Here is a 14,009-nt window from a genome sequence, read left to right as displayed (position 1 = left end):
GCGGGGAGCCTACTGCTCGGTCGCGCCCATGTCGCAGCGGCCCGACTGGGGCCGGGCCACGCCGCGCTGGTCCACCGTCCGGCACGCGGTGGCGCTGCTGCCGGGGGCGGCCGGGTTCGCGGCGTCGCGGCCCGGGCTGCGGGCGGCGAGCAGGTGCGTGGGGGTGGGGCCGCCGTTGTCCTGCAGGGGGCCCAGCTCCGCCACGCTGCCCAGCAGGTTGCCGGTGAGGTCCCCCACGAGCTTGCACTCGGTGCCTGGGTTCTGGACGAGGTTGTAGCCCCCGGAGGTCAGCGTGCCGGCGCAGTCCACCTGGCCCCCGAACCGGTTGCGGTTGCCCGCGATGAGCGTGTTGCTCAGCCGCGCGACGCCGTTGTTGGCCAGGCCGCCGGCGCGATCCGTGTCGTCACTGCCCGCCTCGTTGTCGGTGATGGTGACGTTGACGAGGGTGAGGGAGGCGGGGCCCAGGTTGGTGATGCCGCCGGTGCCGCTGTTGGCCTTGTTCCCGCTCACGGTGCTGTTGGAGAGGGTCAACCCGCCCTCGTTGGTGATGGCTCCGGTGGCGCCGCTGGTGTTGTGGCTGAAGGTGCAGCGCTCGACCCCCATCGTGGCCAGGTTGGCCACCGCACCGACGCGGGGGCCCGCGTTGCCGTCGAAGAGGCAGTCCTCGAGCGTGGCGACGCCCCTGTTGCGCAGGGCGCCCCCGCTGAAGTCGGCGGTATTGTCGCGCACCGCCACGCGGCGCAGCAGCAACAGGCCTGCGTTCACCGCCACCGCCGCGCCCTCGCCCTGCCCGTGGCGCAGGGTGAGGTCGAGGAGCTCGAGGCGGCCGTCGTGCAGCTCGAAGTGGCGGTCGAAGATGGGGCCCGCATCGATGAGGGTCGCGTTCATGCCGGCGCCCAGCACGCGGATGCTGCCGTGCACGTCCAGGTCCCCGCGCTCCGCATCGCCGCTGCCCGAGGCCCGCAGGGTGAAGGTGCCCGCGGGGACCTCGATGGTGTTGGGGCCGGGCCGGGCGTTGCTCTCCATCACGGCCGCGCGCAGGGTGCACGAGCCGCGCGCGCCCACCCCGCAGAGCCCGTCGCCGGGCGTGGGGTCCGCCCCGTCCACGAGCGTGTCCACCCGGAAGTAGCCCGGGCTCCCGGGCCCGGGGAAGTCCGGCTCGCAGGCGGCGAGGACGAGCAGGGCAGCGCAGCAGAGCACGGTGCGGCAGGACGGCAGGGACATGCGCGGAGGCTCCAGGCTGGAAGGAGGAGCCCGGACAGTTGCGCTTCAGGCCAGCCCCGCACCATTCGCTCGCCAGTGCGAGCGCAGCATCGCGCTTCGAACAGGTGCGGATGCGCTCCGCAGCGCCGAGCCCATCGCCCGAAAGCGGTCGCCGGCCCCCGCGGGGAGAGCCCGCACAACGGCACGTCCCGCAGCGTGCGCATCCTCGGGATGCACGCGCGTCGCCTCGTGTGCGTGCGCTGGCGTGCCGGTGGAGGCGTCAGGACCGGAAGGGTGACGGAGCGCGGCGGCCCTTCGCGGCGGGGCGTCGCCGGTTCCGCAGCGCTCAGGGGTGACACGCGGGCGTCCACCTCCTCGCGCCTCCGCGGCCGTCGCCTGGAAGGAAGCTCCTTTCCATGCTCGTCCGCGCTGCCCGCCGAGGGGCCCTCGTATGGAGCGAAACGTCCATTCCACGCGCGAGCCCTCCGGCTCCAAGGCGCCCTTCACTCTGCGTGTGTCCCCGCTCGGGAGCGGCGGCCCGCGTCGCGCAAAAACGTAAAATAGGATTTTACCTTTTTGCATCGCGCGCCCGTCCGCGCCCGGGAGGGGCGTCTCCGCTCGGGACAGCCGTCCCGCGCGCGCGTGGACGGCCTCTCCCACCCGGAGAAGCCCCGTCTCCTCCCGGCCTCTCCTTCTCGAGGCCGTGCCCCTCGCGCCACTCTCGCGTGTCTCGCGAAGCCCGGGCGCGCCTCAGGCCGTCAGCGCGCCCGCCACGGGCGGCTGCGCGAGCAGCTGCCCCAGCGGCGCAAGCACTGCGAAGGTGACGCCCACCCAGAGCAGCAGCCACAGCACGAGCGGCAGCAGGCCCGCCAGCAGCGTGCCCTCCAGGCGGGGGGCGGCGGGCGAAGGGGTCGAAAGCAGGGGGGTCTTCATGGCAGGCCTCTCTAACCAGCTAGTGTCGTTTCATCAGTTAGAGAAGTAAGGCTGGCGCCCTAACCTTTCAACCCCTATTTTGGTGGTGAGATGACGATTTCCGACCCCGCCCCGCCCTCCCCCCACTTCGACCTGCTCGGGGGAAGGCTGTGCCTGGACTTCGCGAACACGGTGGGCGGCAGCCGGCTGCGCGCGCCGGTGGAGCGGCTGCTGCGCTACGCGGACCTGGTGTCCTGGGCCGAGCAGGTGGGGGTGGTGGACGCGGCGGGCGCGCGGGCGCTGCTCGCGCGGGCGGAACGCTCGCCGCGGGAGGCCGAGCGGGTGCTCGCCGAGGCGCTCGAGCTGCGCGAGGCGCTGTTCCGGCTCTACGTGGTGCTCGCGGAGGGGGAGCCCGCGCAGGCGGAGGACCTCGCGCTGCTGGACGCGTGGCATGCGCGCGCAGTCGAGCGGCAGCACCTGGTCGCGGCTGCGGAGGGCGCCAGGGAGGGCGGCTTCGCGCTCGCGTGGGAGCCGGTGGGCGAGCGGCTCGAGGCGCCGCTGTGGCGCGTGGCGGTCTCCGCCGTGCAGCTGCTCACCCAGCCGGAGGAGCGCGCGCGGGTGCGGCTGTGCGGCCTGAGCTACGAGGACGGCTGCGGCTGGGTGTTCCTCGACGAGACGCGCAACGGGCGGCGGCGCTGGTGCAGCATGAAGGACTGCGGCAACCGCGCGAAGGCGCGCCGGCACTACGCGAGGCAGCGCGCGAAGCCCGCGGACCGCTGAGGCGAGCGCCCTTAGAAGCCCGCCCGCCCGCCCTGCAGCCAGCAGGTCACGACTGCTCAGCGCCCCACACCGACCCCCGCTCCGGGGGCGTGGGCACCCCCTGCCCCTCCGCGCACCTTGGCCGGAGACCTACCAGGGGGAGCAGCGCATGGAGCTGGGCTTCGAGACGATCGGCAATGCGACGGTGATTGCGCACGACGGCGGGCCGGTGCTGGCCACGGACCCGTGGTTCGAGGGAGACGCCTACTTCGGCAGCTGGACCCTGAGCCACGAGGTGCCCGCCGAGCAGCGCGAGGCGCTGCTCGCCTGCCCCTACGTCTGGGTGAGCCACGGGCACCCGGACCACCTCTCGGGCGACTCGCTCGCGCTGCTCAAGGACAAGACGGTGCTGGTGCCCAACCACTTCGGCCACCGCATCCGCGACGATCTGATGGCGCAGGGTTACCGGGTGCAGGTGATGGAGGACCGCACCTGGATGCAGCTCTCTCCGCGGGTGCGCGCGATGTGCATCCCTGACGTGAACCAGGACGCGGTGCTGCTCATCGACGTGGGCGGCACGCTGGTGGTGAACCTGAACGACGCGAGCGACCGCGGCTGGGGTCGCTTCGTGCGCGGCATCATCCGCGCCTACCCGAAGAGCTTCCTGCTCGCGCTCTCCGGGTACGGGGACGCGGACATGATCAACTACTTCACCGAGGACGGGCGCCGCATCCCGCCGCCCGCGGCGCAGCGCACGCCGGTGGGGCAGACCATCGCGCGGCAGGCGGAGCTCTACGGGGTGAAGTACTTCGTGCCCTTCAGCTCCATGCACAAGTACCAGCGCGCGGACAGCGCCTGGGCCGGGCAGTACACCACCACGCTGCAGGACTACCCGCGCGGCTTCGCCTCGCGCACGGTGGAGCTCTTGCCCGCCTTCATCCGCTACGACTGCGCGAAGGAGCAGCTCGAGGAGATCCACCCGAAGGAGCGCGACATCGTGGCGCGCCCGCCCGCGGACTTCGGCGACGACTGGAGCGAGCGGCTCGAGCCCGGGGAGCCCGAGGCCCTGGAGCGCTACTTCCGCCAGGTGCGCCACCTGGAGAGGAGCCTGGACTACCTGCGCTTCCAGGTGGGCGGCCAGGAGCACGTCATCACCTTCCGCAAGGACCACTTCCACAAGGGCATCACCTTCGAGGTGCCGCGCCACTCGCTGATGACGGCCGTGCGCTACGAGATCTTCGACGACCTGCTCATCGGCAACTTCATGAAGACCACGCTGCACGGCCCCTTCGGCGAGCGCGGCCTGTACCCGGACTTCACCCCCTACGTGGCCAAGTACTCGGACAACGGGCGCGCCCGCACGGCCGAGGAGGTGGACGCGTACTTCGACGTGTACCGCGCCCGCGACCCGCTGGGCTTCCTGCGCCACAGGCTCGAGGCGAACTACCTGCTGCCCCTGCAGCAGAAGAGCGCCAACACGCTGCGCCGCGCGCTGCGCCCGGACTCGAGCGCCTACCGCCGCGCGAAGGACCTGTACTGGGGCGTGCGCCGCACGCTGCTCTAGCTCTGCTCGGGCAAGAGCGCCCGCAGCCCCGCGGCGAGCTCGCCCAGCTGCTGGCTCGTCCGGGTCACCTGCCCGGCGAGCAGCGCCTGGGCCTCCATGCGCTGCAGCAGCTGCAGGGTGTTCTGCGAGATGGCCTCGGTGGCGCCCGCCTGCACCGCGGCATCCTGGGCGTTCTCGCGCATCGCCCCTTCCGTCTCCGAGACGCTGCGCTGCACGTCCTGCAGCGTGTCGCGCGTCTGGCCGTAGATGGCGAGGAAGCGCCCGGTGCGCTCGCGCACCGCGTCCACGCTCGCCACCGTGCCGTCCATCTGCCGCTGCAGCTCGAGCACCACCGTGCCCACGTCGCGGCTGCTCGCCGCGCTCGCCTGCGCGAGCTGGCGCACTTCGGCCGCGATGACGGCGAAGCCCGCCCCCTGCGCCCCCGAGCGGCTCGCCTCGATGCCCGCGTTCACCGCGAGCATCTGCGTCTGCGCCGCCATCTCCTGCACCCCGTCCACGAAGCGGCCGATGCGCTCCGCGTGCGCCTGCAGCTTGCGGAAGGAGGCCTCGCTGCGCGCCACCGCCTGGTCGATCTCGCGCACGCCCTCCTCCACGCCGGCGAGCAGCTGCTGCACTGCGAGCGCGTGCGCGCTCGCCCCGGCCGCCGTGCTCGCGCCGCCGCGGCTGCGCTCCTGCAGCGCCCGCGCCGCGCGCGCCATCTGCTCGGTCGCGGCCGCCATCTGCTCGCTCGCGCTGCGGCTCTCGGCGCTGCCCTGGGAGAGCTCTGCCGCGCCCTCGGTGAGTTGCAACACGGAAGCCGCGAGCGTGGTCACCGCCTGCGACACCTGGCCGCGGCTCGCCTTCAGCGCGCCGAGCGTGGACTGCATCTCCTGGCGCAGGAGGAACATGCGCCGGTGCTGGCGGAACACGCCGTTGAGCAGCACCGCGAGCACACCGGAGCCGAGCAAGAGGAGGAAGGCGCCCCACAGCTTCACCGCGAGCGGGCGCCCGTCCGCCGTCGTGAGCTCCACCGCGAGGTGCCCGGCGCCGAAGAGGCCGCACAGCAGCCAGCGGTCGCGCCCGCGCAGGGGCAGCAGCGACAGCGGCGCGATGAAGGTGACGAGCAGCACCACCAGGTGCCGCGTGCCCAGCGCCTCGCCCAGCCGGTAGAAGACCCAGTCGTTACCCAGGCAGTAGCCGAGCGAGAGGGGCACGGCGAGGGCGGCCACGCGCTGGCGCGCGGCGGGCAGCGCCATCGCCACCAGCCCCAGCAGTGGCAGCAGCGCCCAGGGCAGGCGCAGCAGCGCGAGCCGGCCCCAGCTCACGGACTCACCCGCCACCTGCCGCCCCACCGCGTCCATCAGCAGGAAGAAGGGGCTCGCAGCGAGGGCGAGCCGGCCGATGAGCTGGGCGCGGGGCACCCAGCGCCTCTGCAGCGAGGCGTGGTAGGCGTCGAGGCCCTGGGCGGGAGCGAGGAGAGGGTCGGATTCGGCCACGGGAGGACGCATCATCCCCGCACCCGCCCGCACCGGGAAGACGGGGCCCCCCGGCCCCTCGCCCGTGGGGCAGGCAGGCTAGTGGGCCGCGGGCGCCGCCGCGCCGCTGCTGCTGCCGGCCGGGGCCTGCGCGAAGCGGGCGAAGAAGCTCTGCGCGTTCCACTGGGGGCGCTCGGGAGCGTCCGCCACCGCGCGGGTGAGCTCGGCGAGCAGCCCCACGAACTTCGCCGCGCCCTCCTTGCTCACCGGCTGCGAGAGGTCGTCCGCGGGGCCGTGGTAGCGCTCGCGGTACCAGCGCTTCTGCAGCCGCTCCTGCGCCGAGCCCTTCTCGAAGCCGAACTTGAAGGCGAGCGCGGGGATGCCGGCGCGGATGAAGGAGTACTGGTCGCTGCGCACGAAGGCCATGCGGTTGGGCTCGGGGTCGGGCGTGAGCTTCACGCCGCGCGCCTCGGCGATGCGCTTCAGGGGCTCCGCGAGCGTGGACTCGTCCGCGCCGTACGCCGTCAGGTGGGTGAGCGGGAAGAGCGGGAGGAACATGTCCAGGTTGAGGTCCGCCACCAGCGCCCCCTTCGGGACGGTGGGGTGGGCGGCGAAGAACTTCGAGCCCATCAGCCCCTTCTCCTCGCCCGTCACCAGGAGGAAGAGCACCGAGCGCTTGGGCGCGGTGCCCTGCGCGTGCAGCGCGCGCGCGACCTCGAGCACCGCGGCCACGCCCGAGGCGTTGTCCATGGCGCCGTTGTAGATGCGGTCGCCCTTCACCGGCTCGCCCACGCCCACGTGGTCCAGGTGCGCGCTGAGCACCACGTACTCCTGGGCGAGCGCGGGGTCCGAGCCGGGCAGCACGCCCACCACGTTGTGCGCCTGCACCGGCGCGGTGTCGAAGGCGAGCTCGGCGCGCACGCGCGTGGGCAGCGGGAAGTGCGGCAGCGGCTTGTCCGCGTCCGCGAGCGCGAGCACCTCCTGGAAGCTGTGCCCGCTGCCCTCGAAGAGCAGCTCGGCGGCCGCGGGGTCGAAGGCGCCGCCCAGCTGCAGGGACGGGTCGTTCAGCGCCGCGTCCTCGAACATCATCGCGGGCATCTTGCGCGCCCCGGCGACGCGCGACCACGGCACCTCCATCTGCTTCGGGTTCTGCAGCATCAGCACGCCCACGGCGCCCGCCGCCTTGAGCGCGTTGTAGCGCTCGGACGAGGAGGCGTGGTGCGCGCGCAGGGGCCCGCTCACCGTGCCCGGCCCGCCGTAGAGCAGCACCGCCACCTTGCCCTTGAGGTCCACGCCCTTCAGGTCGTCGTAGCCCGCCTCGGGGATGGTGAGGCCGTAGCCCACGAAGACGAGCGGGGCCTCCACCTTGCCCGGCTCGCCCGTGCGCGAGGTGAGCACGGCCTCCTTGCCCAGGGTGACGGGGTGCTCCTGGCCGTCGCGCACCAGCGCGAGGCGCGAGCGCGACTCGTCCAGGCGCCGCGACTGCAGCGCCACCGGCTGCAGGTAGCTGTCGCCGCCCGCGCCGGGGCGCACCCCGGCCGCCTTCAGCTGCTCCACCACGTAGGCGGCCGCCTTCGCGTAGCCCTCGCTGCCGGTGTCGCGGCCCTGCAGCGAGTCGTCCGCGAGGAACTGCACGTGCCTCCACCAGGCGTTGGCCACCGCGGCGGAGGGCGCGGCGCCGCCGGCCCCCTTGGGCGGGGCGGCGAGGGCGGGGCCGGCGCCCGCGAGCAGCAGGGCGGCGAGGAGGGAGCGGCGAGAGGCACAGGGCATGGGCGGGGACTCGCTTGCTGGAGGGGGGACCAAGCCTCGCCCAGACCGGGAGAGGAGACCCTCTCAACCCACCGCGGACCGGTTGATTCCCTGCTCGCCAGCGGACAGAAGCTCCCGCGGCAGTTCCCCCCTGCGCGCCCGTTATTAACGTCCTCGCGCCCATGCTCCGCCCCCGCCCCTCCCTCCTGCTCCTGCTGCTGCCCCTGCTCGGCTGCGCCGCGCCGCGGCCCCGCCCCGAGGGCGGCTACCAGGTGGGGCTGCCCGGCGCCCCGTGGCGGCCCCTGGGGGTGAAGGACAACGACCGCGCCTACGCCATCGAGGGCACCGGACAGCTCCTGCAGGCCAACGCCACCTGCGAGGAGCACGGCGACCCGCCCCTGGACGTGCTCACCCGCCACCTGCTGATGGGCTTCACCGATCAGCAGCTGCGCGCGCAAGCCCGCGTGCCGGTGGACGGGCGCGAGGCGCTGCGCTCGCGCTACGGGGCGAAGCTGGACGGGGTGCCGGTGGAGCTGGACCTGCTGGTGCTCAAGAAGGACGGCTGCGTCTACGACTTCAGCTACGTCTCGCCCCCCGCGCTCTTCGAGAGCCGCCTGCGGGACTTCGAGCAGCTGGTGGCGGGCTTCCACGCCGGGGGGCGCGCGTCGTGAGCGCGCTCACCACGGCGTCCACCCCGGAGCCCGCGAGCCCGCGAGCCCTGGGGCGCGGCCAGCGCAGCGTGCGCGAGCGCTTCGAGCGCATGCTGTGGCGCGTGGGCGGCATGAGCGTGATGGCGGGCAAGGTGGCCCGGCGCGCGGTGACGCCGCCCTGGCCCATCACGGAGCTGGCGCGGCAGATCGAGGTGCTGGGCATCCGCTCGCTGCCCATCGCGCTGCTCACCTCCACCTTCGCGGGCCTGGTCATCTCGCTGCAGTTCGCCTTCTTCCTCGCGCGCTTCGGGGTGGCGAACACGGTGGGCCGCGTGGTGGCGCTCACGCTGTTCCGCGAGCTCGCGCCGGTGCTCACCGCGCTCACGGTGGGCGCGCGCATCGGCTCGGGCATCGCCGCGGAGCTGGGCGCCATGGCGGTCACCGAGCAGGTGGACGCCATCCGGGCGCTGGGCGCGGACCCCTTGCGCAAGCTGGTGCTGCCGCGGGTGCTCGCCTGCCTCGTGGTGCTGCCCGGCCTCACCGTGCTCGCGGACGTGATCGGCGTGGTGGGCGGCATGGCGGTGGTGAAGAGCGAGTTCGGCATCCCCTACGCCACCTTCCTGCAGGGCTGCCTGGACGTGCTGAGCATGACGGACTTCGTCTCCGGCGTGGTGAAGGGGGCGGTGTTCGGCGCGATCGTGGGGCTGGTGGGCTGCTACCAGGGCCTCGAGGTGGAGGGCGGCACCGAGGGCGTGGGCCGCGCCACCACCCAGACGGTGGCCATCGCCAGCGTGGCGGTGTGCCTCGCGGACTTCTTCATCACCAAGCTCACCCTCTTCCTCTAGGACCCTCGAAGGCCCCGTGCCTCCCGCCGCCATGCTGTTCGCCCGCCGTCACCCACCGCCCGAGTTCCAGCCCGTGCCCCAGGGCGCGGAGCTCATCCGCTTCGAGCACCTGAAGAAGGCCTTCGGGCCCAAGGTCATCTACGAGGACCTGAACCTCACGGTGAACGCGGGCGAGACGCTCACGGTCATCGGCGGCTCGGGCACGGGCAAGAGCGTGCTGCTCAAGTGCCTCATCGGTCTGCTGCGCCCGGACGCAGGCCGCGTGGTGTTCCAGGGCCACGACCTCACGGACTTCCGCGAGGAGGACTTCCTCGAGGTGCGCCGCAAGGTGGCGATGGTGTTCCAGGGCAGCGCCCTCTTCGACTCGCTCACCGTGGGCGAGAACGTGGCCTACCCGCTGCGCGAGCACTTCCCGCGCATGAAGCTCGCCGAGGTGCGCAAGCGCGTGGCGGAGAAGCTCGCGCTGGTGAACCTGCCGGGCATCGAGCACCAGAAGCCCAGCGAGCTCTCCGGCGGCATGCGCAAGCGCGTGGGGCTCGCGCGCGCCATCGCCACCGACCCCGAGGTCATCCTCTGGGACGAGCCCACCACGGGGCTGGACCCTCTCACCACGGAGACCATCGACTCGATGATCAAGAGCATGAAGGAGCAGCTCGGCTGCACCTCCATCGTCGTCACGCACGACATGTCGAGCGCCTTCGACGTCTCGGACCGCATCGCCATGCTCGCGCGCCACCGCATCCTGGAGGTGGGCACCCCGGAGCAGATGCGCGCCTCCACGGTGCCCGAGGTGCGCGCGTTCCTGGATGCGCGCCCGCCCGTGCAGCTGCCGCCGGAGGAGCCATGAGCGCCCCGTCCTTCACCCCCCGCGAGCGCCGGCTCACGCTGCGCGTGGGGCTCTTCGTGCTCGCGGGGCTGGTGCTCGCGGGGCTGGTGGTGGTGCTGATCGGCCGCGAGAACCGGCTCTTCGAGCGGCAGGTGACCTACCGCGTGCTCTTCACCAACGTGGACGGGCTCACCGAGCAGTCGCCGGTGTGGATCGGCGGGCGCGCGGTGGGCAAGGTGAGCGCCATCCACTTTGCCCAGGACCTGGACGACACGCGCATCGAGGCGACGCTGGAGATGAGCGAGGCCTTCGCGGACCGCGTGCGCTCGGACTCGGTCGCGCGCCTCACCAGCCTCGGCGTGCTGGGGGAGAAGGCGGTGGACATCAGCCTGGGCACCGCGAAGGGCGAGCGGCTGCAGCCCGGCAGCCTCATCCCCACCGGGCCCAGCTCGGACCTGAGCAGCCTGATGAAGACGGCCGGGCAGCTGATGGAGGACTCCATGGCCATCACCGCGCAGGTGCGCCGCGCGGTGGACGCGTACACCGACCCGCGCCTCGTGGAGGACGTGGCCGGCACCCTGGACAGCCTGCACGGCATCCTGAGCGAGGTGCGCACGGGCAACGGCGTGCTGCACGCGCTCATCTACGACAAGAAGGCGGGCGCGCAGGTGCCCGCGCTGATGGCGAACGCGGCCGGCGCGGCCCAGCGCCTGGACGCCACGGCGGGCGAGGTGCAGCAGCTGCTCGAGCAGGTGCGCAGCGGCAAGGGCAGCGCCCACGCGCTGCTGTACGAGCGCGGCGGCATCCGCGCGGTCGAGCAGCTGGGCAGCGCCGCGGAAGAGGTCTCCAAGCTGCTCGCCGACGCGCGCACCCACCAGGGCAGCGCGCTGCACGAGCTCACCTACGGCGACTCGGGCAGCATGATGAAGGACCTGAGCAGCGCCGCCGCGGACATCAAGAGCATCACCGCGAAGGTGGCCCAGGGCGAGGGCAGCCTCGGCGGCATCATCAACGACCCCACCGTGTACGAGGACCTGAAGACGGTGCTGGGCAACGTGAAGCGCAACCGCATCCTGCGCGCCCTGGTGCGCTACTCCATCAGCAACCGCGGCCGGGTGGAGGACACCGGGAAGCTGACGCAGCCCGCAGCTCCGGCGGCTCCAGCGGCTCCGGGCACGCCGCCCGCGGCCCCGCCGCCCTCCGCCGCGCCGGACGCCGGGGTGCCGTGAGCGCTCCCCCTCCCACGCCGCCCTCCGGTGGGCCAGACGACATCGATGACACCATCGATGACGAGGCCGAGCTGCCGGCGGATCCGGAGATGGAGGCGCTGGTCGCGGAGGCGGAGGCGCCCTCGCCGCGGCGCACCTTCTGGCTGCGCGTGGGCCAGTGGGGGGTGGGCGGCGCCATCCTGGTGGCGCTGGGCATCGCGGTGGCGCGCTTCGGCGAGCAGCGGCAGCTGCTGGAGATCGCCCGCGAGGCGCGCCCCGCGTGGCTGCTGCTCGCGCTCGCGCTGCAGGCGCTCACCTACGTGGCGGACGCGCGGCTGTGGGAGCACATCCTGGTGGAGGCCGGCACGCACCGCCCGCTGCGCCGGCTGCTGCAGCTCACCGTGGCCAAGTACTTCCTCGACCAGGCCTTCCCTTCCGGGGGCGTGAGCGGCACGGTGCTGGTGGTGCGCTCGCTCACGCGCAGCGGGGTCGCCCCCTCCACGGCGTCCGCGGCGCTGGTGCTGCGGCTCGCCACGCGCTGGCTCACCTACGCGCTCGCGCTGCTGCTCGCGCTGGGCGCAGCGCTGGCCTGGTCGAAGCTGCCGGACGCGGCGCTGGGCGCGGCGGCCCTCTTCACCCTGGGGCTCTTCGCGCTCTCCGGCCTGCTGGTGTGGCTGATGTGGAGCCCGCCGCAGAAGGCGCACCCGCTGCTCGAGCGGGTGAAGCCCTTGCGCGGCGTGGTGCGCTGGGTGCTCGCGGCGGACGCAGGGGTGATGCAGTCCCCCTCGCTCTTCGCGCGCGCCTCGTGGCTGCAGCTCGCGGTGCAGGTGCTGGACGCCGCGACCCTGTGGGCGGGGCTCGCGGCGGTGGGCGAGCGCGGGGCGCTCTTGCCGGTGCTCGCCGCCTTCATGCTCGCCTCGGCCTTCCGCAGCGTGGCGGTGGTGCCCGGGGGCCTGGGCACCTTCGAGGCCGGCTCGGTGGGCGCGCTGGTGGCCTTCGGCATCCCGGCCGTGCCCGCGCTCGCCGCCACCCTGGTGTTCCGCGGCCTCTCCTTCTGGCTCCCGCTGCTGCCGGGCGCGGCGCTCGCGCACCGCGAGACGCGCCGCCGCCTCCGCGCGCGCTAGGCCCCGCCCGGGGTCCGTCCAGTGTGCCTGGAAGTTGGCCGCCCGGTGGGGCTTGCGCCATAGTCCGCCTCTCGACGTTTCGAGGGGGACCACATGCCGGGCGAAGGGATGGGCGAGGTGTCGACGGCGATCGGCGACGAGCGCGGTGCGCACGCGCCGGGCGCGCACCTCGTCCCGGCCCTCACCATCGCCTCCCACCCCGTCCCGCGCCGCGTGGGTGAGCGGCTGCTGCTCACGGGGCTCGGCGGCGGAAGGCAGGTGCTGCTCGCGCGCAGCAGCCCGGACTTCACGGCCCCGGGCTCGCTGCTGGGCACCCCGCTGCTGGACCCCTTCGTGAGCCGCAAGCCGCTGGTGCTCTCGGCGGCCGAGGGCGGGGCGCTGCGGCTCGCGGCGCCCGAGGGCGGCACGCGCGTGGTGGTGGACGGCCGGCCGCTCGCGGGCGAGTGCGTGCTCCCGGCCGCGGCGCTGCAGGCGGGCGTGGCGCTGGAGCTCGCGGGCCGCGTGGTGCTGCTCGCGCACCTGGCCCCGGCGGAAGGCCCGCCGCCCACCCCCTACGCGCTGGGCATGGTGGGCGAGAGCGCGGCGCTGCACGAGGTGCGCCGGCACGTGGAGCGCGTGGCGGACCTGCGCGTGCCGGTGCTGCTGCGCGGCGAGACCGGCACGGGCAAGGAGCTGGTGGCGCGCGCCATCTACCAGCGCAGCGTGCGCCCCGGCAGCCGCTTCATCAGCGTGAACCTGGGCGCCATCCCGCGCGAGCTCGCGGCCGCGGAGCTGTTCGGCGCGGTGAAGGGCGCCTTCACCGGCGCGCTGAAGGACCGCGAGGGGCTCTTCCACGCCGCCCACGGCGGCACCCTCTTCCTCGACGAGGTGGGCGAGGCGCCGCCCGAGGTGCAGGTGATGCTGCTGCGGGTGCTCGAGGCCGGCGAGCTGTTCCCGGTGGGCGCCACCCGCCCCGTCCCGGTGGACGTGCGCATCATCGCCGCCACGGACGCGGACCTCGAGGAGCGCATCCAGAGCGGCAGCTTCAAGGCCCCGCTGCTGCACCGGCTCGCGGGCTACGAGATCCGCGTGCCCCCCTTGCGCGAGCGCCGCGAGGACGTCGGGCCGCTCTTCCACCACTTCGCACGCGAGGAGCTGGAGCTGCTCGGAGAGGTGCACCGCCTGCAGCCCGAGGACCCCTACGCCGAGCCCTGGCTGCCCGCCCCGCTCGCCGCGCAGCTGCTGCGCCACCCCTGGCCGGGCAACATCCGCCAGCTGCGCAACGTGGCGCGCCAGCTGGTCATCGGCAACCGCGGGCAGGCGGTGCTGCAGCTGGACGCGGCGCTCGCCCAGGAGCTCGCGCAGGCGCCCTCCGCGCGTGCACCGGAGCCCGCGGCACCCGAGCCCGCCGCGCAAGAGCCCGCGCGGCGCAAGCCCTCGGACGTGACGGAGGCCGAGCTGCTCGCGGCGCTGCGCGAGAGCGCGTGGGACCTGAAGGCCAGCGCGGCGCGCCTCGGCATCTCGCGCCCCTCGCTCTACGATCTCATCGACCGCAGCCCCGGCATCCGCACCGCCGGAGACCTCTCCCCCGCGGAGCTGCAGCGCGCGTTTGCCGAGTGCGAGGGAGACCTCGACCGGATGGTGCAGCGCCTCGAGGTCAGCCGGCGCGCCCTCACCCGCCGTCTCAAGGAGCTCGCGCTCGAGCCGCGCGGGCGCTGAAGCGCCTCACCGTCGCA

The 14,009-nt window shown here is 73.8% G+C and carries 12 protein-coding genes; 8 read left to right on the top strand and 4 right to left on the bottom strand.

The features are described 5' to 3' along the window. Positions 1-9: 9 nt before the first annotated feature. The gene (locus tag FGE12_RS21635; RefSeq protein WP_153868450.1) at positions 10-1,224 is read right to left on the bottom strand and encodes a right-handed parallel beta-helix repeat-containing protein; all 1,215 of its coding nucleotides are present in this window, start codon (positions 1,222-1,224) and stop codon (positions 10-12) included. A gap of 729 nt (positions 1,225-1,953) precedes the next feature. Next, positions 1,954-2,136, bottom strand: coding sequence for a hypothetical protein (locus FGE12_RS21630; protein ID WP_153868449.1), 183 nt, complete (start codon positions 2,134-2,136; stop codon positions 1,954-1,956). A 90-nt stretch (positions 2,137-2,226) separates the two neighbouring features. Here FGE12_RS21630 and FGE12_RS21625 point away from each other — a divergent pair, with 90 nt between their 5' ends. Together FGE12_RS21625 and FGE12_RS21620 are read left to right on the top strand one after the other, a co-directional pair. Next, on the top strand, positions 2,227-2,895 hold the full coding sequence (locus FGE12_RS21625) for a CGNR zinc finger domain-containing protein (protein ID WP_153868448.1): 669 nt from the start codon (positions 2,227-2,229) through the stop codon (positions 2,893-2,895). A gap of 148 nt (positions 2,896-3,043) precedes the next feature. Then, positions 3,044-4,438, top strand: coding sequence for an MBL fold metallo-hydrolase (locus FGE12_RS21620; protein ID WP_153868447.1), 1,395 nt, complete (start codon positions 3,044-3,046; stop codon positions 4,436-4,438). On the opposite strand, the gene FGE12_RS31020 is transcribed toward FGE12_RS21620, so the two are convergent. Beyond that, positions 4,435-5,913 carry a methyl-accepting chemotaxis protein gene (locus FGE12_RS31020; RefSeq protein ID WP_194798145.1) on the bottom strand — a complete coding sequence of 493 codons (1,479 nt, stop codon included), beginning with the start codon at positions 5,911-5,913 and terminating at the stop codon, positions 4,435-4,437. The two genes, FGE12_RS21620 and FGE12_RS31020, sit on opposite strands and share 4 nt — an antisense overlap. A 78-nt stretch (positions 5,914-5,991) precedes the next feature. Next, positions 5,992-7,662, bottom strand: coding sequence for a M28 family metallopeptidase (locus FGE12_RS21610; RefSeq protein ID WP_153868445.1), 1,671 nt, complete (start codon positions 7,660-7,662; stop codon positions 5,992-5,994). A gap of 161 nt (positions 7,663-7,823) precedes the next feature. On the opposite strand from FGE12_RS21610, the gene FGE12_RS21605 reads away from it, so the two are divergent. From FGE12_RS21605 to FGE12_RS21580, 6 genes are all read left to right on the top strand, one after another. After that, on the top strand, positions 7,824-8,312 hold the full coding sequence (locus FGE12_RS21605) for a hypothetical protein (protein WP_153868444.1): 489 nt from the start codon (positions 7,824-7,826) through the stop codon (positions 8,310-8,312). Between the two features lie 89 nt (positions 8,313-8,401). Then, positions 8,402-9,136 (top strand): ABC transporter permease, encoded by a 735-nt coding sequence (locus tag FGE12_RS21600; RefSeq protein ID WP_153868611.1) that lies wholly within the window; start codon positions 8,402-8,404, stop codon positions 9,134-9,136. 31 nt (positions 9,137-9,167) lie between these two features. Then, on the top strand, positions 9,168-9,983 hold the full coding sequence (locus FGE12_RS21595; RefSeq protein WP_153868610.1) for an ABC transporter ATP-binding protein: 816 nt from the start codon (positions 9,168-9,170) through the stop codon (positions 9,981-9,983). After that, positions 9,980-11,191, top strand: a complete 1,212-nt coding sequence (locus FGE12_RS21590) for an MlaD family protein (protein ID WP_153868443.1) — start codon at positions 9,980-9,982, stop codon at positions 11,189-11,191. The genes FGE12_RS21595 and FGE12_RS21590 overlap by 4 nt, the downstream gene beginning before the upstream one ends. Further along, positions 11,188-12,294, top strand: a complete 1,107-nt coding sequence (locus FGE12_RS21585; RefSeq protein ID WP_153868442.1) for a lysylphosphatidylglycerol synthase transmembrane domain-containing protein — start codon at positions 11,188-11,190, stop codon at positions 12,292-12,294. Before FGE12_RS21590 ends, FGE12_RS21585 begins: the two co-directional genes overlap by 4 nt. Before the next feature lie 93 nt (positions 12,295-12,387). Continuing rightward, positions 12,388-13,992 carry a sigma 54-interacting transcriptional regulator gene (locus FGE12_RS21580; protein WP_153868441.1) on the top strand — a complete coding sequence of 535 codons (1,605 nt, stop codon included), beginning with the start codon at positions 12,388-12,390 and terminating at the stop codon, positions 13,990-13,992. Positions 13,993-14,009 lie beyond the last annotated feature (17 nt).

This window comes from Aggregicoccus sp. 17bor-14, assembly GCF_009659535.1.
Classification (GTDB): Bacteria; Myxococcota; Myxococcia; order Myxococcales; family Myxococcaceae; genus Aggregicoccus.
The sequence above is the reverse complement of the archived record's forward strand: the minus strand, read 5'-3'. Positions and strand labels throughout refer to the sequence as shown.